Origin of the sequence: Gallibacterium genomosp. 2 (genome assembly GCF_000771895.1) — a bacterium.
In the GTDB taxonomy this organism is placed as follows: domain Bacteria; phylum Pseudomonadota; class Gammaproteobacteria; order Enterobacterales; family Pasteurellaceae; genus Gallibacterium.
On the sequence record NZ_JPXY01000035.1, the window covers coordinates 49,233 to 71,536 of the forward strand.

At 37.1% G+C, this 22,304-nt stretch carries 19 protein-coding genes and 2 pseudogenes; 9 read left to right on the forward strand and 12 right to left on the reverse strand.

Annotated features, from left to right (window positions below; genetic code table 11):
• Positions 1 to 24: 24 nt before the first annotated feature.
• Positions 25 to 510 carry a non-heme ferritin gene (gene ftnA, locus P375_RS08035; protein WP_021461510.1) on the forward strand — a complete coding sequence of 162 codons (486 nt, stop codon included), beginning with the start codon at positions 25 to 27 and terminating at the stop codon, positions 508 to 510.
• A gap of 15 nt (positions 511 to 525) precedes the next feature.
• The gene (gene ftnA / locus P375_RS08040) at positions 526 to 1,020 is read left to right on the forward strand and encodes a non-heme ferritin (protein WP_021461509.1); all 495 of its coding nucleotides are present in this window, start codon (positions 526 to 528) and stop codon (positions 1,018 to 1,020) included.
• 57 nt (positions 1,021 to 1,077) lie between these two features.
• Here the strand turns inward: ftnA (P375_RS08040) and P375_RS12570 are convergent, their stop codons facing one another.
• Positions 1,078 to 1,221, reverse strand: a complete 144-nt coding sequence (locus P375_RS12570) for a hypothetical protein (RefSeq protein ID WP_013747226.1) — start codon at positions 1,219 to 1,221, stop codon at positions 1,078 to 1,080.
• Between the two features lie 140 nt (positions 1,222 to 1,361).
• Between P375_RS12570 and P375_RS08045 the strand changes: the two genes are divergently transcribed.
• Complete coding sequence (locus P375_RS08045) at positions 1,362 to 2,132, forward strand: FNR family transcription factor (RefSeq protein WP_013747225.1); 771 nt, start codon at positions 1,362 to 1,364, stop codon at positions 2,130 to 2,132.
• Positions 2,133 to 2,210: 78 nt separating this feature from the next.
• A complete protein-coding gene (uspE, locus tag P375_RS08050; protein WP_039135932.1) occupies positions 2,211 to 3,152 on the forward strand; it encodes a universal stress protein UspE in 942 nt (313 codons plus the stop codon).
• Positions 3,153 to 3,301: 149 nt separating this feature from the next.
• Here the strand turns inward: uspE and P375_RS08055 are convergent, their stop codons facing one another.
• Positions 3,302 to 3,505 (reverse strand): hypothetical protein, encoded by a 204-nt coding sequence (locus P375_RS08055; RefSeq protein ID WP_039135934.1) that lies wholly within the window; start codon positions 3,503 to 3,505, stop codon positions 3,302 to 3,304.
• A gap of 158 nt (positions 3,506 to 3,663) precedes the next feature.
• Between P375_RS08055 and P375_RS08060 the strand changes: the two genes are divergently transcribed.
• On the forward strand, positions 3,664 to 4,110 hold the full coding sequence (locus P375_RS08060) for a nucleoside triphosphate pyrophosphohydrolase family protein (protein WP_018346899.1): 447 nt from the start codon (positions 3,664 to 3,666) through the stop codon (positions 4,108 to 4,110).
• A 78-nt stretch (positions 4,111 to 4,188) separates the two neighbouring features.
• Here P375_RS08060 and mukB read toward each other — a convergent pair whose 3' ends face one another.
• The 4 genes from mukB to P375_RS08080 all read right to left on the reverse strand — a co-directional run bounded on the left by mukB (position 4,189) and on the right by P375_RS08080 (position 11,633).
• Positions 4,189 to 8,655, reverse strand: coding sequence for a chromosome partition protein MukB (mukB, locus tag P375_RS08065; RefSeq protein WP_039135936.1), 4,467 nt, complete (start codon positions 8,653 to 8,655; stop codon positions 4,189 to 4,191).
• Entirely contained in the window at positions 8,655 to 9,374 is a 720-nt protein-coding gene (gene mukE / locus P375_RS08070) for a chromosome partition protein MukE (RefSeq protein ID WP_039135938.1), read from the reverse strand. The genes mukB and mukE overlap by 1 nt, the downstream gene beginning before the upstream one ends.
• 21 nt (positions 9,375 to 9,395) lie before the next feature.
• Positions 9,396 to 10,736: a chromosome partition protein MukF gene (gene mukF, locus P375_RS08075; RefSeq protein WP_039135940.1), complete on the reverse strand. Its 1,341-nt coding sequence runs from the start codon at positions 10,734 to 10,736 to the stop codon at positions 9,396 to 9,398.
• 147 nt (positions 10,737 to 10,883) lie between these two features.
• Positions 10,884 to 11,633, reverse strand: a complete 750-nt coding sequence (locus P375_RS08080) for an SDR family oxidoreductase (RefSeq protein ID WP_039135942.1) — start codon at positions 11,631 to 11,633, stop codon at positions 10,884 to 10,886.
• Positions 11,634 to 12,006: 373 nt separating this feature from the next.
• Here P375_RS08080 and ttcA point away from each other — a divergent pair, with 373 nt between their 5' ends.
• The gene (gene ttcA / locus P375_RS08085; RefSeq protein WP_039135943.1) at positions 12,007 to 12,930 is read left to right on the forward strand and encodes a tRNA 2-thiocytidine(32) synthetase TtcA; all 924 of its coding nucleotides are present in this window, start codon (positions 12,007 to 12,009) and stop codon (positions 12,928 to 12,930) included.
• A 199-nt stretch (positions 12,931 to 13,129) separates the two neighbouring features.
• Here the strand turns inward: ttcA and P375_RS08090 are convergent, their stop codons facing one another.
• Positions 13,130 to 13,582: a LexA family protein gene (locus tag P375_RS08090; RefSeq protein ID WP_039135946.1), complete on the reverse strand. Its 453-nt coding sequence runs from the start codon at positions 13,580 to 13,582 to the stop codon at positions 13,130 to 13,132.
• A gap of 153 nt (positions 13,583 to 13,735) precedes the next feature.
• On the opposite strand from P375_RS08090, the pseudogene modF reads away from it, so the two are divergent.
• The 3 genes and pseudogenes from modF (at position 13,736) to P375_RS08105 (ending at position 19,228) form a co-directional block, all read left to right on the forward strand.
• Positions 13,736 to 15,193 (forward strand): annotated as a pseudogene (gene modF / locus P375_RS08095) (molybdate ABC transporter ATP-binding protein ModF).
• 87 nt (positions 15,194 to 15,280) lie between these two features.
• On the forward strand, positions 15,281 to 17,911 hold the full coding sequence (gene gyrA, locus P375_RS08100) for a DNA topoisomerase (ATP-hydrolyzing) subunit A (RefSeq protein WP_039135948.1): 2,631 nt from the start codon (positions 15,281 to 15,283) through the stop codon (positions 17,909 to 17,911).
• Positions 17,912 to 18,082: 171 nt separating this feature from the next.
• The gene (locus P375_RS08105; protein ID WP_039135950.1) at positions 18,083 to 19,228 is read left to right on the forward strand and encodes a 5-methyltetrahydropteroyltriglutamate--homocysteine S-methyltransferase; all 1,146 of its coding nucleotides are present in this window, start codon (positions 18,083 to 18,085) and stop codon (positions 19,226 to 19,228) included.
• A gap of 264 nt (positions 19,229 to 19,492) precedes the next feature.
• On the opposite strand, the gene P375_RS08110 is transcribed toward P375_RS08105, so the two are convergent.
• From P375_RS08110 to P375_RS12790, 5 genes and pseudogenes are all read right to left on the reverse strand, one after another.
• Positions 19,493 to 19,834: a hypothetical protein gene (locus P375_RS08110; RefSeq protein ID WP_039135952.1), complete on the reverse strand. Its 342-nt coding sequence runs from the start codon at positions 19,832 to 19,834 to the stop codon at positions 19,493 to 19,495.
• Between the two features lie 168 nt (positions 19,835 to 20,002).
• Positions 20,003 to 20,116, reverse strand: a pseudogene (locus P375_RS13010) (VENN motif pre-toxin domain-containing protein); the annotation flags it as partial.
• Between the two features lie 13 nt (positions 20,117 to 20,129).
• The gene (locus P375_RS08120) at positions 20,130 to 20,375 is read right to left on the reverse strand and encodes a DUF7683 domain-containing protein (RefSeq protein WP_013747210.1); all 246 of its coding nucleotides are present in this window, start codon (positions 20,373 to 20,375) and stop codon (positions 20,130 to 20,132) included.
• Positions 20,376 to 20,449: 74 nt separating this feature from the next.
• On the reverse strand, positions 20,450 to 21,037 hold the full coding sequence (locus tag P375_RS08125) for a hypothetical protein (RefSeq protein ID WP_013747209.1): 588 nt from the start codon (positions 21,035 to 21,037) through the stop codon (positions 20,450 to 20,452).
• The gene (locus tag P375_RS12790) at positions 21,006 to 22,103 is read right to left on the reverse strand and encodes a VENN motif pre-toxin domain-containing protein (protein ID WP_039135954.1); all 1,098 of its coding nucleotides are present in this window, start codon (positions 22,101 to 22,103) and stop codon (positions 21,006 to 21,008) included. The genes P375_RS08125 and P375_RS12790 overlap by 32 nt, the downstream gene beginning before the upstream one ends.
• Positions 22,104 to 22,304: the final 201 nt, after the last annotated feature.

The following is a 22,304-nucleotide window of genomic DNA, read 5'->3' on the forward strand; positions in this document are numbered from 1 at the left end:
AATTATTTATCAGAGGAATTAAGTATGTTAAAACCAGCAATGATTGAAAAACTTAATCAACAAATTAATTTGGAATTCTATTCTTCCAATCTTTATTTACAGATGAGTGCGTGGTGCAATGAACACGGTTATGAAGGTGCTGCTGCATTTTTATTACGTCACGCTGACGAAGAATTACAACATATGCAAAAATTATTTGCCTATGTCAGTGAAACCGGTGCATTACCGATTTTAGGTGAAATTGCTGCCCCGCAACACGAATTTTCATCATTAAAACAGTTGTTCACACTCGTTCTTGAACACGAACAATTAATTACACACAAAATCAATCAGTTGGTTGATGAGAGCTTCGTTGAGAAGGATTATTCTACTTTTAATTTCTTGCAATGGTATGTTTCTGAACAACACGAAGAAGAAACACTGTTTAAACGAATCCTTGCTAAATTTGATCTTGCCGGCGAAGATCAACGAGGACTTTATTTTGTCGATAAAGAGTTAGCATCATTATAATCAGGAGAAGTTAATATGTTATCGCAAAAAATTATTAATATGCTTAATGCGCAAATGAATTTGGAATTTTATTCTTCTAATCTTTATCTACAAATGAGTGCGTGGTGTACCTACCACGGTTTTGATGGCGCAGCAAAATTTTTACATACGCACGCTGATGAAGAATTACAGCATATGCGTAAATTATTCACTTACCTCAATGAAACCGGTTCTAGTGCGCGAATTGAAAAAATCTCGGCAGTACAGAATGAATTTGCTTCATTGAAAGAGGTTTTTGAGCTGGCGTATCAACACGAAAAACTTATTACCGCTAAAATTAATGAGCTGGTTTCTGCCACTTTTGAAGAAAAAGATTACTCCTCTTTTAATTTCCTACAGTGGTATGTTTCTGAACAACATCAGGAAGAAACTTTGTTTAATGGTATTTTAGATAAACTTAATTTATTGGGTACAGATAATAAAGGTTTATACCATTTTGATAAATATTTAGCGAATTCTGTTGTTGCTTAATGAAAAACAAAAAATAGCAGTTTAATTCTTAATTAACTGCTATTTTTTTCTGCTTTTTTATTGAGAAATTGTTTCTGTTGTTTCAGTATGCTGTGATTGTGGTTGATAATGACAGCTGCGATATAAAAAGGCACTGACTAAAATTGCCAACATCACTAAAATTTGGATTAATCTCTTTTTTGTCAACTTTTCTGCCGCCATAAAATATTTACCTCAAAAGATGTATTTTACACTTCTTAATAATTTTGTTTTATGATACCATTTATTGCGTTAGATCAAAATTTTTTCAGATAGCAAAATCATAGATTTCACTATCGTTGTCAGTTATGAGGTATCCGTAGATGAAAGGATTAATCGATAATCGCGTTGGACGCAGAATTCAATCCGGTGGTTGCGCCATCCACTGTCAGGATTGCAGTATTAGCCAGTTGTGCATTCCGTTTACGCTTAACGAACACGAACTGGATCAATTAGATAACATCATTGAACGTAAAAAACCTATCCAAAAATCTCAAATTCTCTTCAAAGCAGGTGACGAATTAAAATCGCTGTACGCTATCCGTTCAGGCACCATTAAAACTTATACCATCAGTGAAAACGGTGAAGAACAAATTACATCATTCCACTTGCCCGGTGATTTGGTCGGCTTTGATGCTATTCACAGTATGCATCACCCTAGTTTTGCTCAAGCCCTCGAAACCTCAATGGTGTGCGAAATTCCTTTTGATGTATTAGATGATTTGGCAGGTAAAATGCCGAAATTACGCCAACAAATTATTCGTCTAATGAGTAATGAAATTTTAAGCGATCAAGAAATGATTTTATTGCTCTCAAAAATGAATGCTGAAGAGAAATTGGCAGCCTTTATTTATAATCTTTCCAAACGCTACTCTGCTCGTGGTTTCTCCGCAAGAGAATTCCGTTTGACAATGACTCGCGGTGATATCGGCAATTATCTCGGTTTAACTGTTGAGACCATCAGTCGTTTACTCGGTCGCTTCCAAAAAAGTGGTATGTTGGCAGTGCAAGGTAAATACATTACCATCAATGATATGCCGGCATTGGTTGAGTTAGCCGGTTCTACCAAAGTTAAATTGAGATTAGCAATTTAATGATTTAATCCCAAGTAATAGCTTGCTTTCGATAATGACCTCCTTATAATAAAACAAACTACATAATAAGGAGGTTTTATGTACTTCAATAATATCCTTGTGGTCATTGATCCAGAAAATGAAAAGCAAGCTGCTCTTGAACGTGCTTTACATTTGATCAAACAACAAAACAGTTCTCAACCTGTTAATCTCACTGCGTTTCTTGCCATTTATAATTTATCCTATGCCGTTAGTGTTACACTCTCCTCCAGCGAACGTGAAGAAATGATCGCTGCCGTTATTGCAGAGAAAAAAGAGTGGTTACAGGGTATTTTGGCTCAATATGATTTATCTAACATCCAGCTAAAAATTGAAGTAGTTTGGGAAAGCAATGAAGCCGATGCAATTGAAAAAGAGATTGTGAAACATCATCACGATTTAGTAGTTAAATTTACTCACCAAGAAGATGATCTCTCTTCATTAATTTTTACACCTACTGATTGGCAATTATTACGTAAATCCTCTTGTCCGATTTTGATGGTTAAAGACGGTGACTGGCAACATCAGCGGCGCATTTTAGTTGCAGTAAATGTTTCTGACGACGAACCTTACCACGATGATTTTAATAAACAATTAGTGGGTTTGAGTATGAGTTTAGCGCAAAGTTTAGATCGTGGGAATATTCATCTTGTCAGCGCCTATCCAAGTGCTCCAGTCGGTATTACCCTAGACTTGCCGGAATTCAGTGTACCAGATTATGGTAACAGCATTCGCGGTCAGCACTTAATCAATATGAAAGCTTTACGCCAACATTTTGGTATTGCTGAAGATCATACCCACGTTTATGAAGGCTTACCGGAAGAGGTTATTCCTAAAGTTGCACAAGATATTGGAGCTGAATTAGTTGTATTAGGAACTATTGGCCGTACAGGACTCTCTGCTGTATTATTAGGTAATACAGCCGAACACGTTATTAGTCAGTTAAACTGCAATTTATTGGCGATTAAGCCATCTAAAAATTTAATTACTGATGATGAATAAATACTTTCCATAAAACGCTATACTCAGATTAAAAGGAAATAGGCATTTAAACTAAAAAGTGTTGGCAAATTCCAACACTTTTTACTGTAAGTATTTCTCATTATATCTGACAATTTATAGTCCTATCTCATTATCAGTAAGGTATATTTTTACCTCCCTTCAAACCAAACTTTTTCCGCTTTGATATCAATTACCTCTTTTTCAGAAGCTTTTATAAAAGATTTGGATAAAAACCATATTGCTGAAGACACAGCAATTCCCAATAGGCTGACAATAAAAAATAACACAATAATTGTGATATCAATCACGCTCAAGACTGCATTTTGTAATGCTGCGAATAAATTCTGCATCATAATATTCTCCTTTTAAAAACGAGGCAGATTTCCTCAACACCCACAGTTTAGAGCTGCCAAATTAGATAAAAATTAGTTGCAGCAACAGCATAAAACAGATAACTTTTATCGCTTTATAATATACATTCTATTATTCCTGATAAATGAAAGGAGAAAATATGAGTCATCAAAATGAGCTTAAACGCACACTGGACTGGTTTAAAGAAGCAAAACCTCAACCAAATCAACGAGATTTATCCACACAAATCGGTTGTCATTTTGAGGAAGTAGCTGAAATGTTGGATGCGTTAGGCCATACAGAAATGGCACACCGTCTTGAAATAATCGCCGATAGCTATAAGCAAAATCAACAAACTGAAAGATTACAGCAATTAACGCATCAACAAAAAGTAGAAGTACTGGATTCATTGGCTGATCAGGTTGTAACTGCAACCGGTGTTGCTTATATGGCAGGATTTGATTTTAATGCCGCTTTTGCTGAAGTAAATGCTTCAAACTGGTCAAAATTTGAAAACGGTAAAGCCATTTTTGACGAAAACGGGAAAATCAAAAAAGGGAAAAATTATTTTAAACCGAATTTGCAAAAGTTTGTTCCTGAAGCATAATCCCCTTATTTCCCTTATCGCGCTATTATAGAAAAAATCCGGCAATTTGCCGGATTTTTACGCTTAATACTAAAAAGATCAAACACCGAAACCTTTCAGACCAACCACGTGAACAAACTCTTGATTGTGCGCAATTTTACGCACCAGTTTGTAGGTTGTTCCTTTTTCCGGGCTGATATTTTCCGGTGCAGCGATTAACAACTGCATATCTAAACGATCGCACAACTCAAACAGGGTAGAAATGGATTTTGCATCCAAACGCGCTGCTTCATCAAGGAACAATAGACGGCAAGGAATAATATCTTTACCGCGTAAACGGCGAGACTCCTCTTCCCAACTTTGTACAACCATCAATAAGATCGACATCCCGGTACCAATTGCTTCACCGGTTGATAACGCGCCACTTTCCGCACGCAACCAACCGTCCGCACCACGAAATACTTCCACTTCCAAATCAAGATAATGGCGATAATCCAACAACTCTTCACCGATAGTCTGCGGACTACGTTGCCCCATATCAATATGCGGATTTAAACGTTGATATAATTTTGCCAGTGCTTCGGAGAAAGTGATCTTATTATTATTAAACAGATCTTCATATTCCGCTTTTTGACCTGATAACGCATCTAACAACATCGCGTGTGTATCGCGGATATTCACCACCAAACGGACACTTTTCACTTGCCCGAAAGCAATATTTTGTAAGCCTTGGTTCAGCAATCGGATACGATTCTGTTCACGTTGAATGGTTTTACGCATAATATTTGCCACGCTATCCGCACTGATTGCTAATTTCTGTTCGCGACTTGTCAACTCTTCAGTTAAACGAGAAAGTTCCACTTCCATTTGTTCAATTGCATCAATCGGATCATCGGTTTTCAAAATATCCTGACGAATACGTTCACGTAAATGTTGATAAACCGCAATAAAGAATTTCACTTTATTTTCTGGTTTCGCTGAATCTTCCGATAAACGCAACGCATCACGCAAATACTCATTATCCGTCACTGCATTACGCAACGCGCCTAATGCTTTATCCGACATAGAACGTAACTCTTCGGCAGAAAGATAAGCCAATTCACGACGATGTAAGCGTTTTTCGACATCACTATGGCGAGAAAGACGTTGTACGGCACACCAACTGATTTTTGCCATAACCACCATCTCACGCTGTGTCTTATAATCACGTTCCAATTTACGCAACGCTTTGTTTAAACTGTCACTTTCGCTTTCCAGCACGGCTAATTGTTTTTCTAAGTAGTTATAACGTTGGCGGTTTACTGATAGTTGCTGATAAAGCTCATCACGACGCGTTTTAGCTCGATTTTCAGCATCCGCATCCACTCTCACGCCAAGTTGCGCCACTTCATCCAACAATTCCTGCAATGTTTGTTGTTTTACATCGCGGGAAGTGGTTAAGCCGGTTAAAACTTGTTGATATTGAGAGAATTGATGTTGTGCCTGTTGTAACGCTTCACGCGCCTGTTCACGCTGTTGCTGCATCTGTTCTAAACGCTCGCGTAATGCAGTGCTTAAAGTTGAGGTTTCAATTTCGACACTTTCTTGATAAGCAAAGTGTGGCAAACGACTGACAACATCGGTTACGGCAAACAGTTTTTGCTGTATCAGTTTCTGTAATTCGACTGCACGTTGATAATCCTGTTGTAAAGTTTGGTGTTGTTCAGGATCACTTTGTAACGCGGTTGCAATCGGCTCAAGTTGCTCAATCCAGTTCCCTTTTTGACGCACAAACATCGCACTCTCTTCTGCAAGCTCCAACTGTTCCTGATAAACCTCAATCTGTTCTAACAGATCATCTTCATCCAATAACGACAAATGTGGCAATAATTTATTTAATTGTTGTAATTGCTGACGAATATCGGCAATTTGATGACGTAATTGCTGCTCTCGATCAGTGAATGTGGATAATTCACGTTCAATATCAGTTCTATGTTGCTGAGCCTCTTTCATCAACTCTTCCGGATCAACTTCAAAAGCTAAAGCAAGATGGCTGCCGACAAATTGACTTAATTGTTGATGCAGACGCTGACATTTTTGTACATCAAACGACACTTGAGCAAACTGCTCCGCAATTTCATCACGCTGTTCACGCAAAGTTTCTAAATGTTTTTCTCTTGCCGCACGACCAAATAATGGAATTTCAGGGAAAGTGGAATAACGCAATTCACGTTCCGACACCTGAACCACGACACCGGCATTTAATTCTTGTGCTGATAAAACACTGTCATCAAACGCATTCGGATCGCCTTCAATTAAGTAGAGATCATCCGGACAATCTTGTAGATCCTGCAACAACGGTTTTACCGCTTCTAAATCCCGCACCACGATCGCGTGGCGCGCCGGTCCATATAATGCAGAAAAATAAGGCGCATCGCTAATATCAACATCATCATATAATTCAGAAAGCAACACGCCACTAAATTTTTCAGCCAACTGATTTAAACGTGGATCTTCCGAACCATCCGGCTGCGTTAAACGCAAAATTTGTTGCTCTAGGTTCTCTTTTTTCTGTTGTAATTGATCACGTAAAATCACCAACTCACGTTCTTTATTAAGCTGAACCTGCATAAAATCCATTACACTTTGTGCACTTTGGAACTGCTGACTTACCTGTTCCTGAATACGTTCCAATGCTGCTTGTGCAGTTAGCCATAATGGTGCTTTTTGGGCATATTGTTGATATAACGCTTGATAGTGATCCCGTTGCTGACGCAAGCCTGAACGCTGTTCAATCAAAGTGTTTAATTGCTCTTCCAACTCTGCCCCAATCTCTTCTTGCTGCAACGCATAATTCTCCAACATTTCCGAACTATTCAAGGCTTGCCCAGATTGTTGGTTAAACACTGCTAATTGTTGCTGTACTCGGCGTTGCTGTTCAGCCTTTTGTTGTAATTCAGTTAATTTAGACTTTAATGTATTTGCTTGTTGTAACTGCAATTTTTGTGCAGGGTAATCGCGTAAGATCTGTTTAGCTGCCTCATAAGCCTGATCACGAGCAATATTTTCATCGTGAATCTTGCAAACCAACTGATACGCTTTATCAAATTGGCTTTTTGCGATATCCGCCACCGATAATTTCTGTTCTAACTCCAACACACGTTCAGTCAACACTTCTGCCTGTTCTTCAAACTCCGCTTGATACTGTTCCGCACTCTCCGCTGTTAAAGCGGTAATGCCGGTAATATTCTTAGCTTTTTCCAAAGTTTGAAGTGCTTGTTGATACTGCACACTGCGGGTTTGCTGTGCGTTTAATGCTTGTTGATAATCGGCTAATTGATCACGGATGGATTCAATTTCTTCCTCTATTGCTTCAACCTGTTCTCGTTGTGTTTCAAGATTGATTTGTGCCTCTTCAACAATACCTTGTTGCTCTTCAATATTTTCTGTTAATGATTCAACATCTTGTTGATAACGTTCAATTTTTTCTTGGTGACGCTGTGCATTTACGACCAAATTGTAATGATCATTAGCACTTTGATAATCAATTTCTAATGCTTTTTCTGCCTCTTTCAGTTGACTGACTTCCCGACTGAAATCAACGATATTATGCTGTGCTAAATTGAGTTGCTGTTTAGTGTTAAACAATTCGTGACGTTGTGACAAAATCGCTTCGATATTATGTCTACGCTCATTAGCGTGACGCATATAGTCTGCCGCCACATAGTCAGTGGATTGCGTAATTAAATGTTTGAATAAATCTCGATCCGCTTGTGTGACTTTAATCGCTTCCAGTGTCATACGATTTTCACGCAACGCTACTTCCATATCTTGGAAAGCTTTTTTCACACCAACATTTTCTGGCAATAAGTAATCGCGCAAAGACCTTGTTATCGCTGAAGAGATCCCCCCATAAAGCGAAGCCTCAATTAATTTATAAAATTTACTACGATCAGAGGAAGAGCGTAACCGTTTCGGAATAATCCCCATATCAAACATAAAACTGTGATAATCGGCAACAGAATGATACTGCTTAAAACTTGCCCCAAATTGTTCCACTTTCTCTTTAACTTCATTCAATCCGATAACTTTCGCTTGTGTTTCTGAAATTTTATCAGTGAAAACTTCTGTCGGTGAAATTGATAAAGACAAACCTTGGACAGAGAACGCTTTAATGTCTACTTTACGATCCCTTCCTGCAATTTGTTGCAGACGTACTCCCACTAATACACGTTGACGATGAGAATTAATAGTATCAAGGATCGCATAACAAACACCTGGGCGTAGTTTTCCATATAAACCTTTATCTCGAGAGCCTCCAGATGCTCCGGCTTCAGTGGTATTTCTAAAGTGTAACAATGTTAAATCGGGGATCAATGCAGTTACAAACCCTGCCATTGTAGTTGATTTTCCAGCTCCGTTACCACCGGACAGGGTTGTTACCAAATCATCAAGATCAAAAGTACGCGCAAAAAAACCATTCCAGTTGATTAAGGTCAAAGACCGAAATTTACCACGTTCTGCGTCACTGTTTTTGGTTATTGGTGCAATTTGTGGCTCTAATGTTTCCATTTGTAAATCCGCCATTATGCCTCCCCTTCTTCACTATTTTCATCTAAATCTTCATCAATACCGTCTTGTTCCGCTTCAATTTGTAATGAATCCGGTGTTGCTATTTCTCCTTCACGAATTAAACGTAATTGAGCTGCCTGAATATCTTCACCACTACGAACCTCTGCACCGAAACGGAAAACCGACTCTGAAATAATAAATTTACCGCTGTTTTGTTCACCTACAGTTTGCAACATTCCTAAACGACGTAAACGACTTATAGCAGCACGCACTTTTTCCGCCAATTTTTGTTTATCCAAATCTGAACCGCTGGAACGTTGATTAACGGCTTTCAACAATTTATTTTCGTCCGCAAGATTAAGCAGTTCATCGTACACTTCCTGAATAGTAAAAACGCCTTGCTGTGCCAAACGTTCCGGACTTAAATAGAGATAACACAACACTTTACCGACCAACATTTCCAATTCTGACAATACACTGCGTGCAATTAATGTAGTCGCTTTTGGTCGCAAATAGAAAAAGCCTTCCGCCGCACGAATCAACTCAACATTATAACGACGATAGAACAATTCCAATTCCGTTTGAAAATCCATTAAAAAGGCGTGTGGATCGAGTTGATCAATACTGATATGTCGTCCGGAACGTAATTGGCTGTCAACAACAGGAAATAACGGATTTGCAATGGCGATTGCCAACTTTGCCGGGATAGGTTCGTAAGAGGTAGTTTCACTCATATTTTGTTCGCTTATAAAAATCTATTTTTTCGGTTGATTATTATATTCATCAATTGGATGTGCTTGAACTTCTGCACCAAAATCATTAATCGGTTGCCATTGTGGTACATTACCACTGAAATCTTGACTCGCAATCCCTAATTTGACTGCCTGATCAACAATAATTCTGGCAACATCAAAATGTTGTGATTGCGGATAACGCTCAAGCTGTTGACGTAACAACTCACCCAATTCAATCTGCTGTTTCGTTTCATAATAACGGATTAACAATGATTGCATTGCTTCGCTAATCTGTTCGTGTACCGTCTGTAGAGATTCATATTCCAATTCTGCCGGCAACTCACCTAGTGCTTCTTCTTCACGCAATGCTAACTCTTCATCGCGCAGATCAATCAGACGCTCTGCTTGCACGTGCCACAAATAAAACGGTGTATCAAAATAATCAGCAATTGAACGGCGTAAACGTTGTGCAAACACACGGTTTTTATCCAAGTCAATGGCTGTACGAATAAATTTATGCACATAACGGTCATAGCTGATCCATAAGTCGATTGCCTGCTGTCCCCAGCTGATAATGCGGTCTAACTTAAGTTGTAAGCTAATAATAAGCTGTTCTACAAAATCCAATTCGGCACGTCCGACAATACAATCCTGAATACGTAATAAACCTGCCTGCAATTTATCACCGGCAGCGTTTAATGTGTCCTGTAATTCACGTAAATTACCAGATGTTTCATCCAATAACCGCTCACAACTGGAAATTGCCGCTTGCCAATCCTTGCTTAATAATTCCGCAATTTCTTCTTTGGTTTGATGTTGGCTCTCATCCATAATACGTTGCGAAAGATCAATGCTGTCAAAAATCTCCGCCACCGAATATTTCAACGGAGCAAACACTTCACGCCGCCAATAATATTCATCACCGTCATTTTCTGCCGCTTCGGCAGCACGTTGAATTTCATCGGCAACAATCGAAAGCTGTACAGATAGACGCAACGCCGAGAACTCCCGTTGACGAATATAATAATCGGAAATGCCCACGCCCAATGGAGTTAAGCGATAAATTGCCAAGCCTTCCGTAAATTCGCTGCTAAAGCGATTTAATAGACGCTGTTTGACTAAATCATTGATAGCATTATTTGCACGTTGTACAAGCGTATCTTCCGATTGCCCTAATGCTTTGGAAACGTGACGAAACAGATCGACTAAATCGCCCTCTTCCATTTCACCGGCGAAATGCTCATTATTAAAAATAGTGATCGCTAAAAGAAACGCTAATCGATCGGTACTTAAGCTAAGGTTAAATTCTCGCTCCTTGACCCACGACACTAATTCAGGAATGGTTTGAGTTGAATCACTCATTATTGGTTACCTAAACAACTGAGATTTATTTTGATCAAAATAACTAAATGTGCGTTATTCTAGCAAAAAAAGCTGATTTCTCTAAAGGTTATTTCATTCCAGTAACGAAGAAAAATCCCCACCGCAGTGGGGATAATAAACGATGAATTATTGTTTTTTCTTAATTACTAACCCTGCAGGTGCTTGTGCAACCGGCATAATTTCAATACGGTTAATATTCATATGTGGCGGACATTGTGCAATCCAAGCAACAGTATTGGCAATATCTTCTGATGTAATGTAATCCACATTTGCATAAAGTGCCGCTGCTTTGGCATCATCGCCGTGGAAACGAACATTTGAAAATTCAGTACCACCACAAAGACCAGGTTCAATATTGGATACACGAATTGCGGTTCCAACCAAATCTGCACGTAAATTCAAGCTGAACTGTTTCACGAACGCTTTAGTTCCACCATAAACATTGCCGCCCGGATATGGATAAGTACCGGCGATTGAACCTAAATTAACAATTAAGCCACGATTACGTTCCACCATACCCGGTAAAACAGCGTGTGTTACCGTTACCAACCCGGTGATATTAGTCGCAATCATCTGCTTCCAATCTTCTAAAGAAGAATCTTGTGCTGCACCGATACCTAACGCCAAACCAGCATTATTGACCAAAATATCGATCGCTTTCCACGCTTCCGGCAATTCTGCTATTGCCTGTAGTGTCGCTTTCTCGTCTGTAATATCAAACGCTAACGGTAGGCAATTCTCACCAATCTCCTGTTGTAATGCGAGCAGCCGCTCTTTACGGCGAGCCGTTACAATCACTTTATGTCCTTCTTGTGCCAGTTTACGCGCAATGGCTGCACCGAATCCAGCACTTGCTCCTGTAATTAATGCAATCATATTTCTCTCCCTCATTATCGCTGATAAAATCTACATTACTATAAATGACTTATCGGTTACAATTCAATAAATAACAAATGAAAGAATAAACCAAAACTTTATATAAATAAAAAGTCATATATTTTGAACAAAATTATAACATCAAAACATTAATTGAGTTTTCATCACAATCTAAGTTTAAAAACATCGCTAACTAACGAGAATAATTTCCTTTGCAATATACAGATAACAACAAGTCTCTTTTATACTTTAGTTTTAAAATTAGCCTACCTAAAAAGAGAGTTTTTCCATCTAAACAGATAAATCTGTTGCAAAAAAAACATAACTCCGTACCATATCAAGCCAATTTTTGACTATCTAGTAAATAACAACAATGTCTATAGAAAAAAAACAGATTTATAACTTAAATAAACTACATAAACGCTTACGCCGTGAAGTGGGTAAAGCCATTGCTGATTTTAATATGATTGAAGAGGGCGATCTCGTAATGGTATGCCTTTCCGGAGGGAAAGACAGCTATACCCTGCTCGATATTTTATTGAATTTAAAATTGAATGCGCCGGTAAATTTTGAAATTGTTGCGGTTAATTTAGATCAGAAACAACCCGGCTTCCCTGAAGATGTGTTACCAACTTATTTACAACAGTTAGGTGTGGAATACAAAATTGTCGAAGAAAATACTTACGGTATCGTTAAAGAGAAAATTCCAGAAGGAAAAACCACTTGTTCGCTCTGTTCTCGTTTACGTCGTGGTATTCTATACCGCACAGCTACAGAGTTGAGAGCTACTAAAATTGCATTGGGACATCATCGTGATGATATGTTGGAAACCTTATTCTTAAATATGTTTTATGGCGGTAAGATGAAAAGTATGCCACCTAAGCTGATTAGTGATGATGGCAAACAGATTGTTATCCGCCCATTAGCCTACTGTCGAGAAAAAGATATTGCACGTTATGCGGAAGCAAAAAAATTCCCGATTATTCCTTGTAATTTATGTGGTTCACAACCGAATTTACAGCGTCAAGTTATTAAAGAAATGCTACAGCAATGGGATCGCCAATACCCAGGTAGAATCGAAACAATGTTTAGTGCATTACAAAATATTGTTCCTTCCCATCTGTGTGATGCTAAATTGTTTAATTTTAAATCAATCCAACAAGGCGTACCGCTAGAAAATATTGAAGGCGATATTGCCTTTGATAAGCCTGATTTGCCAATCGCACCACTACTGTTAGCGGATGAAGAAAATGACTTCCTTGAACAGACACAGATTGCATTTAAAGAGGTAATTTAATCATTTTCTCTTCTTTGTTTGAATTAGAGTTTTAAATTTGAGGAAAATATCAAACCTGATATAGCATTTGATATTTTCCTTAATTTTTATCTCCAAGATCTTATCTAGCTATTTTTAAAACCTTTCCTAATCAGACAGTAGTCATACTTGCAAGTTTTATACCTCTCCCTTTTCTACATCACTTTCTATAGTGTATTGCCTATGCCACTTTGCGATTTTTTAACTGATGAATTGTACTTGCAACAACGCCTTGAATGTTAAGTTGCGTTAATTGCTTAATGGTTAAATTACTATGATTTGAGTCTAAAGAAAAAAATACATATTGTTGATCTTTCATTGCAAAATATTCATATAACTGCAATCCGTCATTTTGCTCAACTACAACTAAATCACCTTCATTGATTTGTTCTCTTTGCTCAATGATCAGGATATCACCTACATCAATCCCCCATGCCAACAAATTTTCATTAGTCACACGAAGAAAAAAGGTTTGTTGCGGCTTGCGGATGCAATAACGATTCAGATCCATTTTATAGTGAATATCGCTTTGTTTATTGAAATAAGGTAATTGCGGCTTATCATCATATAACGGCAAAGGAAGATAAGAATATTTTTGTTCTACACTGGCAGCTGTTTTAGTTTGCGGTTGCATAATGACCTCCACGATCATAAATACTGTTTATTTATACAGTATAATTTACTGTATATTAATACAGCATTCAACTGTTTTTTGCACATTTATTTGCCAATAATATCAAATTGAATAAACTAAACAGGCTTATCAATAAGTTAGAGTGACATCAATATGCAAATTACATTTCAACAAGCAAAAATAAAAATAACATCGGAACTCTGGTTTCACATAGATAATTTTCAAATAAAAGAGAAAACATTTGATGTTATTGTCGGACATAACGGCAGCGGTAAAAGCACGTTAAGCAAATTTATCAGTCAACATCACCTCCCTTATGAAGGACATTACAAAAATACATTTGAAAAAATCAGTTTAGTTTCCTTAGCTCAGCAGCAACTCTTATTAGAGCAGATTTTTCGAGATTTAAATAATGATAGTGTCAGCCCAGATGATCATGGTAAAACAGCAAAACAAATCATTTGTATGGACAAACAGTATAGTGATCAAAAAATTGTAGAAACAGCCACTTTAATTGGTATAAAACCTTTATTAGATCGTGCTTTTAAATTGCTTTCTACTGGAGAGGCAAGAAAAGTGTTATTGGCAAAAGCTTTAATTGAACAGCCGGATTTATTGATTTTAGACGAACCGTTTGAAGGATTGGATACAAACTCTCAACAACAATGGCTACAATTATTACAACAGTTAAAACAAAATATTACTATTATCTTAGTGATTAATCGTTTGAACGATGTGCCAATTTGGTCAGACACTATTTCATTGCTACATCAATGCCATTTATTAATGCAAGATCAAGCAGATAAAATTCTAGACAGTGATGTTTTCCAACAACTCTGCTATGCAGAAACTTCGCTACACGTTCCTGTGCCTCTTCCTGCTTTTCCTCCTGTGACATTGTCACAAGATTTATAAACTATTTTTGACTTAGAAGATGTTACTGTTAAATATGGAGATAAAATTATTCTAAATAAACTGAACTGGCAGGTAAAACCGAAACAACATTGGTGGATAAAAGGCCCGAATGGTTGTGGTAAATCAACCTTGTTGTCAATAATTAACGGCGATCATCCTCAGGCATTTAACAACAAAGTAAAATTATTTGGCAAGCAACGTGGTAGTGGCGAAACTGTTTGGCAAATTAAACAAAATATCGGTTTTCTTAGCAATCATTTCCATCTTGATTATCGGGTTAACTGCTCAGCATTAAACGTGATTATTTCCGGGTATTTTGACTCTATCGGTGTTTATCAGCAGGTTGATGAAAATACCCGTTTGAACGCTTTGCAGTGGTTACAACGCATTAATATGGAAAAATTTACCAACACACCGTTTCGCTCTCTTTCTTGGGGACAACAACGACTATTATTAATAGCCAGAGCTTTGGTTAAACATCCTCCGATTTTAATCTTAGATGAACCATTAATCGGCTTGGATGCATTAAATCGTCATTTGGTCTTAACTTTTATCAATCAACTGATTGTAAACAGCGATACGCAACTCTTTTTCGTTTCTCACCATTCAGAGGATCAGCCTGATTGTATTAGTCATATTTTTGAATTTTTACCAACAGGAAACGGTTACCAATACCATAGTTATGCCTTAGATTAAATTCAGCTTTACCCTATGGTTACAGTGCTTTTTGTGCTATAATCCGAAACTGTTTTTTGACAAAATTCAAATATAGGAAATGTCTAAATGAGCGATTTAGCAAAAGATATTATTCCCGTTAATATCGAAGAAGAAATGAAATCGTCTTACTTGGATTATGCAATGTCCGTAATTGTTGGTCGTGCATTACCTGATGTAAGAGATGGGTTAAAGCCGGTACACCGTCGCGTACTGTTCGCAATGGCTGTCGGCGGCAATGATTATAATAAACCATATCGTAAATCTGCACGTATTGTTGGTGATGTTATCGGTAAATACCACCCTCACGGAGATTCTGCCGTTTACGATACTTTAGTGCGTATGGCTCAACCTTTCTCTTTACGCTATCCATTAGTTGATGGTCAGGGTAATTTCGGTTCTATTGATGGAGACTCCCCTGCAGCAATGCGTTATACCGAAGCGCGTATGACCCAAATTGCACACGAATTGTTAGCTGATTTAGATAAGGAAACTGTTGATTATCAACCGAACTATGATGGTTCGGAAATGATCCCTGAAGTATTACCCACTAAAGTGCCTGCACTGCTTGTTAATGGTTCTAGTGGTATCGCTGTCGGTATGGCAACCAATATTCCTCCACATAATTTAGGAGAAGTAATTGATGGTTGTTTAGCCTATATTGATAATGAACAGATTACTATTGATGAATTAATGAGCTATATTCCGGGTCCTGATTTCCCTACTGCGGCTATCATTAATGGCAAAAGAGGCATTGAAGAGGCTTACAAAACTGGACGCGGTAAAATTTATATCCGTGCAAAAGCCGATATTGAAACTGATGACAAAGGTCGTGAAAGCATTATCGTTCACGAAATTCCTTACCAAGTAAACAAAGCACGCTTAATCGAGAAAATCGCTGAATTGGTTAAAGAGAAAAAAATTGAAGGTATTAGCGGTTTACGTGATGAATCCGATAAAGACGGTATGCGTATCGTGATTGAAATCAAACGTGATGCGGTAGGTGAAATTGTCTTAAATAATCTTTATGCCCTCACACAATTACAAGTTACCTTCGGCATTAATATCGTTGCTCTCGACCACGGGCAACCTAAACTACTCAATCTTAAAGAGTTAATTGAAGCGTTCGTATTACACCGTCGTGAAGTTGTTACTCGCCGTACTGTATATGAACTGCGCAAAGCGCGCGAACGGGCACATATTTTAGAAGGTTTAGCTATTGCTCTTGCCAATATCGATCCAATTATCGAATTAATTCGCAATGCGCCAACACCAGCAGTAGCTAAAGAGAAATTATTATCTCAACCATGGAATTTGGGTAATGTTGAGGCTATGCTGGCAGCAACAGGCGTAGATGCAGCACGCCCAGAAGATTTAGATGAAAATTTAGGTATTCGTGGCGGTGTTTATCATTTAAGTGAAGCTCAGGCACAAGCTATATTAGATTTACGTCTGCAAAAACTTACCGGATTAGAACACGAAAAAATTCTAGATGAATATAAGTCACTGCTAGATGTGATAGCAGAGCTTTTACATATTTTACATAGTCCGGTACGTTTAATGGAAGTAATTCGTGAAGAGCTAGAAAAAATTAAAAATCAATATAACGATCCTCGTCGTACTGAAATCACTGCAAGTAGTGGAGATATCAATCTTGAAGATTTAATCAATCCTGAAGATGTTGTTGTGACATTGTCACACGAAGGTTACGTTAAATATCAACCACTTTCCGATTATGAGGCTCAACGGCGTGGTGGTAAAGGTAAATCCGCAACGAAGATGAAAGATGAAGATTTCATTGAAAAGCTTTTAGTGGCGAATACTCACGATACTATCCTCTGTTTTTCTAGCCGTGGTCGTTTATATTGGCTGAAAGTATATCAATTACCACAAGCTAGCCGTGGTGCAAGAGGTCGCCCTATTGTCAATTTATTACCTTTACAAGAAAATGAGCGTATTACTGCAATCCTTCCTGTCAAAGAATATGCTGAAGATAAATTTATCGTAATGGCAACTGCTGGTGGTTTAGTGAAGAAAACAACCTTGACCGAATTTAGTCGCCCACGTACCAGTGGTATTATCGCAGTAAATTTACGAGATGATGATGAACTTATCGGAGCTGATATTACAGAAGGCAATAACGAAATTATGCTATTCTCTGCACAAGGTCGTGTTGTGCGTTTTGATGAAAACGCAGTACGTGCAATGGGTAGAACCGCTGCTGGTGTAAGGGGAATCAAACTTGCTTTAACCAATGACATTTCCGATGAAGAAAATAGCAATGAAGAAAACGCTACCGATGAAACTGAGCAAATTCTAGATTTAAGCATTGATAAAGTAGTTTCATTAGTGATTCCTAAAACTAACGGAGCAATTCTTACTGCAACACAGAATGGTTATGGTAAACGAACCGCACTTGCGGAATATCCAACCAAATCTCGTAATACCAAAGGTGTTATTTCAATCAAAGTCAGCGAACGTAACGGTAAAGTAGTTGCTGCCACCCAAGTGGAAGAAAATGACCAAATTATGCTGATTACAGATGCCGGTACACTGGTACGCACTCGTGTTGCTGAAATCAGTCTTGTTGGGCGTAATACCCAGGGTGTCCGTTTAATTCGTACGTCAGATACTGAACAAGTAGTCAGCATTGAACGTATTTGTGATGACGATGAAAACGAGGCTATTTCTGAAGAATAGTTTCTATATCAAAAACGATATTTTGGCATAAATTAAACTAAAGGCGATGATAAATCGCCTTTTCTATCACTATTTTTCGTTATCCTCTTGATAACTTGTATAAAGTACAGTACAGTATTTTTTGTTTAGACATCTAAACGTCTATTTTAATATATAATATGAGGTTTTAAAATGAGTAAATTATTCCCAAATGCAACACAACGCACAAAAGCCCCTTTCCGTTTTGATATTGTCGGCTCATTCCTACGCCCAGAAGTATTAAAACAAGCACGTCATCAATGTCAATGTGGTGATATTAGTTGTGCTGATTTAAAAGATATTGAAGATCAAGAAATTACAAAATTAGTAGAACATCAAAAACAGGTTGGTTTACATGCGGTAACCGATGGTGAATTTCGCCGAACATTCTGGCATATGGATTTTCTTGCAGCACTGGATGGTGTAGAAGAAGTCGATGCGAAAAAATTCTCCGTTCAATTCAAACATCACAATGTACGCCCTAGAACATTAAAAATCATTGATAAAGTTGGTTTTAGTGATAACCATCCATTTATTGAACACTACCGTTCATTGCAAAAAATTGCAGGTGATTATCCAGTAAAATTCACTATTCCTTCTCCAACAATGTTACACGTTATCTGTATTGCACGTGAAACAGAATATCAACCGATAGAACTGTATAAACAACATCCACAACAATTATTTGAGGATATTGCTCAGGCCTACCGTGATGCAATTACAAAACTCTATGAATTAGGATGCCGAAATTTGCAATTAGATGATACCAGTTGGGGTGAGCTTTGCTCAGAGGAAAAACGTGCCGCATATGCTGCTCGTGGCATTAATATTGATCAACTTGCGAAAGATTATGTTAGTCTAATTAATGAAACTATTAAAGACAAGCCAGAAGATATGACTATTACAATGCATATCTGTCGTGGTAATTTCCGCTCAACTTGGTTCTCTTCCGGCGGTTATGAACCTATTGCAGAAATATTATTCGGGCATTGTAAAGTGGATGGCTTCTTTCTTGAATATGACAGTGAACGTGCCGGAGATTTTAAACCGTTACGCTTTATCAAAGATCAACAGGTTGTATTAGGCTTAGTCACCTCAAAAAACGGTGAGCTTGAAGATAAAGATGAAATTATTGCCCGTATTAGAGAAGCAGCGCAATATGTTGACATCAATCAGCTTTGTTTAAGTCCACAATGTGGTTTTGCTTCAACCGAAGAAGGAAATGTGTTGACTGAAGAACAACAATGGAAAAAACTTGAATTTATTCGTGAAATCAGCGAAGAAGTTTGGGGAAAATAAATTTCCTTAATGAAAAAATCATCTGCACTTTAAAGTTGGATTCACCAACGTACAGAGGTGCAGATTTTTTATGACCTTAAATTTACAATCTAACTGCAACAAATAAAAAAGTGTTCATAAGTAAATCAACTATAATTTGTTTACCACAACAAAATCACTGATAAGAACTTATGAACACCTACAAACATATTACACTTGGTGAACATAAAAAGATAACGGCTTTTTTACGCATTAGGTAAAACTATTACACAGATCGCTTAGCAATTACAGTAACTCTAGCCATTGTAATGCAGGCGAAATTTTACCCATTGCCTTTTCAGCTTGCAGAGCAGTGATAAAGGCTTTATCACTGATCCCTCTAGCAAGCGTTTCAACAGTAGTAACCCCTTTAATTATTGCGTTACCACTATTCCCAAGCACCGCCAATCCCTCTAAAGTGGATTTACCAAATTGATAATCTAATGAGCTGTAAATCCTATGTGCAGCTTGGTATTTCTTATCTAATTCAGGGTTTGAATATTTTATTGCAGCTCCTGTAACATCCATTTTTAAAATATTCTTGGCAGTTTCAGGTTGCCAAGCTGCCGCTTCATTCACCCAATACATCAGTTGTTGATATTTTTGTGGGGTTAATGATGTTGGGTCTTTCTAATATTTCGTTAGTAAGGCATCAGAGACTTTATCTTTCATCTTTATGCTAGTGATATGTTCGACATCTTCTGGCGTTAATACTTTCTTCTCAGCAAGTTTGTCTAAAATAGCAATCTCTTTTTCAGAGAGGAAATTATCCTCAACCGCCCTCTTTCCAATCTCTGCCGCACTAATAGCACTTGAGGTGCTATCACCCACCAAGCCACCCACTAAACCACTGGCAAGTTGGCTTAAATTTTCTGATTTATTTTTATTTTCTACAACAGCTCGCATGAAAACAAACATCCTTATTTTTATATAAAGATACTAAGTGTTCTCCTCCTAAATTAATCACTTGCTCTTCATCTAATGCATATACACAAATAGCATAACAATCATCATCATCAGGCTGGATATAAGAAATAGCTTTTTCATCAGGTAATGTTATTTCATATGAATCAATTAATTCATCTGTTATATTATCAAAAACATCTATATATCGAGTAACTTCTATCATGGTTAGATTCTTCTTACTGGATTTATACTATTTTATTCTTTTATATACCATCCTATCCTCTATATAAATTAGTTTTATTTTTCAATATACACTCTAAAATTTTTATTTTTTCTACAGAAATTTAAAAAATCTATTCCTAAGTTTTTATTGTCGTCTAATGATATAACTCCAAACCCAATGTCTTCATGTGGATATATAGCAATATTTAATTTAGGAGATATAAAAAAGCAAACATCTCCAAATATTGCATCACATCCCATTACTAATTTTGCTAGATATAGGAAATATTTTTTATCTAAAGAGATTGTTAGACAACTTGCTGGTAATGGAATATCTCCGTAAGAATAACTCTCGAATTTAGGTGTTGATTTCTGTATTAAATTATATTTTTGAGCCATCTTAATAAGCCTTTGATGATAATTGCTTTCATTACTAAAATTATATTCTTTTGAATATTTTAATGCACTTATCATAATAAAACTATCCAGTTCCTTTTTAAAAAAACTATAGGCTAAGTTTAATGCTTCTTTAATAATTGCTGGACTGTGTTCATTTTGTGACTCAAAATATCCTAACCACATATCACTAGAACCGAATCCTGAAAAATTAATTGCTTCTAATGAAATCGATTTATTTATTATCTTTTTTGATAATTTTTCCATCTGTATCTCCTATAGTAAATTTTTTAGATACTGTTGGCTCTTTTCCGTCCAAACCAATTTTCCATTCTCCAGATTTATCAGAATGTACTGTATTACTTCTTGACCAAATCTCTCCAGTATATTTATTTTCATATATGGTCTTACCTTTACTATCTCTTTTTCTATTAAAATCTCCAGGATGACTTGTCGGAGTACGAACAATATCGCCAACTGATGCTGAGTTTACTTTTTGTTTTGGTTTAGATAGATATTCTTTTGGGCTGTTTAATGTTGTTTTCTTTGCAAAACTAGCAATCTTAGGCGATATTTTTATTCCTTGAGCTTGTTGAGAGGCAATAAAACTCTCTACCAAACCAACTATCGCTTTTTCTGTAATCGTTCTGTTTTCTTCAATAAAATTAAATTCTTTACTATTCTCATCAATAATAAACTCAAGAAATTTATTTTGAGCTTCATAAGATAAATTACTTAGTTTAGAATTAAAATATCCTACCAATTCAAAGGCTTTTTGATTTGCTTCTTCTAATGCTTTTTCTGTGCCGTAACGGCATATTGCAGAATCAGTACAGTTTTCTGTTAATTCTTTATATTGCTTATCACTTAGCGCTTTAGCTTTTATAAAAATTTCTTCTATAGGCTGCTTATCTTTCTCCGCCGCCTCCAACTCTCTAAATAAATCAGAAACTTGCCCACTGAGTAATCCATTACTCTCAACCGCTCGCTTACCAATTTCCGCTGCGTTAATCCCTCCTGCGGTGCTGTCGCTAATCAAGCCACCGGCTAATCCACTCGCTAACTGGCTTAATGCCGATACCGTTTGTTTTTGGCTTTCAGTTAAATTTTCGGGGTTGGTTTGATACAGTTTTTCGGTGATAATTTTTACCGCCAATTCACCGCTAACCGCTCCAGCTGCCTCTGCAGCAGCGTTGTTCCCTGTGGTATAGGCTTCGATTGCACCTAATAAGGCGTGTGCCATCAGGTTAGCTTCAAGATTAACATTGCCATCTTTATCAGTGGTTGCTTTCTTTATCGCATAATTGGCATACGGCGATAAGCCACCAACCACCGCTTGCGAGGCTTCACCTGTTGTAATATGCTTTCTTGTAACATATATTACTGACGATTATTACATTATTTTATTTCAATAAAATATTTCCATTAAGCTCATTTTTAAAAATACTTTTTCCTTTAGATTTAAAGGATGATTCTATATTACATTCATTATATTGAATAAACATATAATGTTATTATGGCATAGTAGACAAAA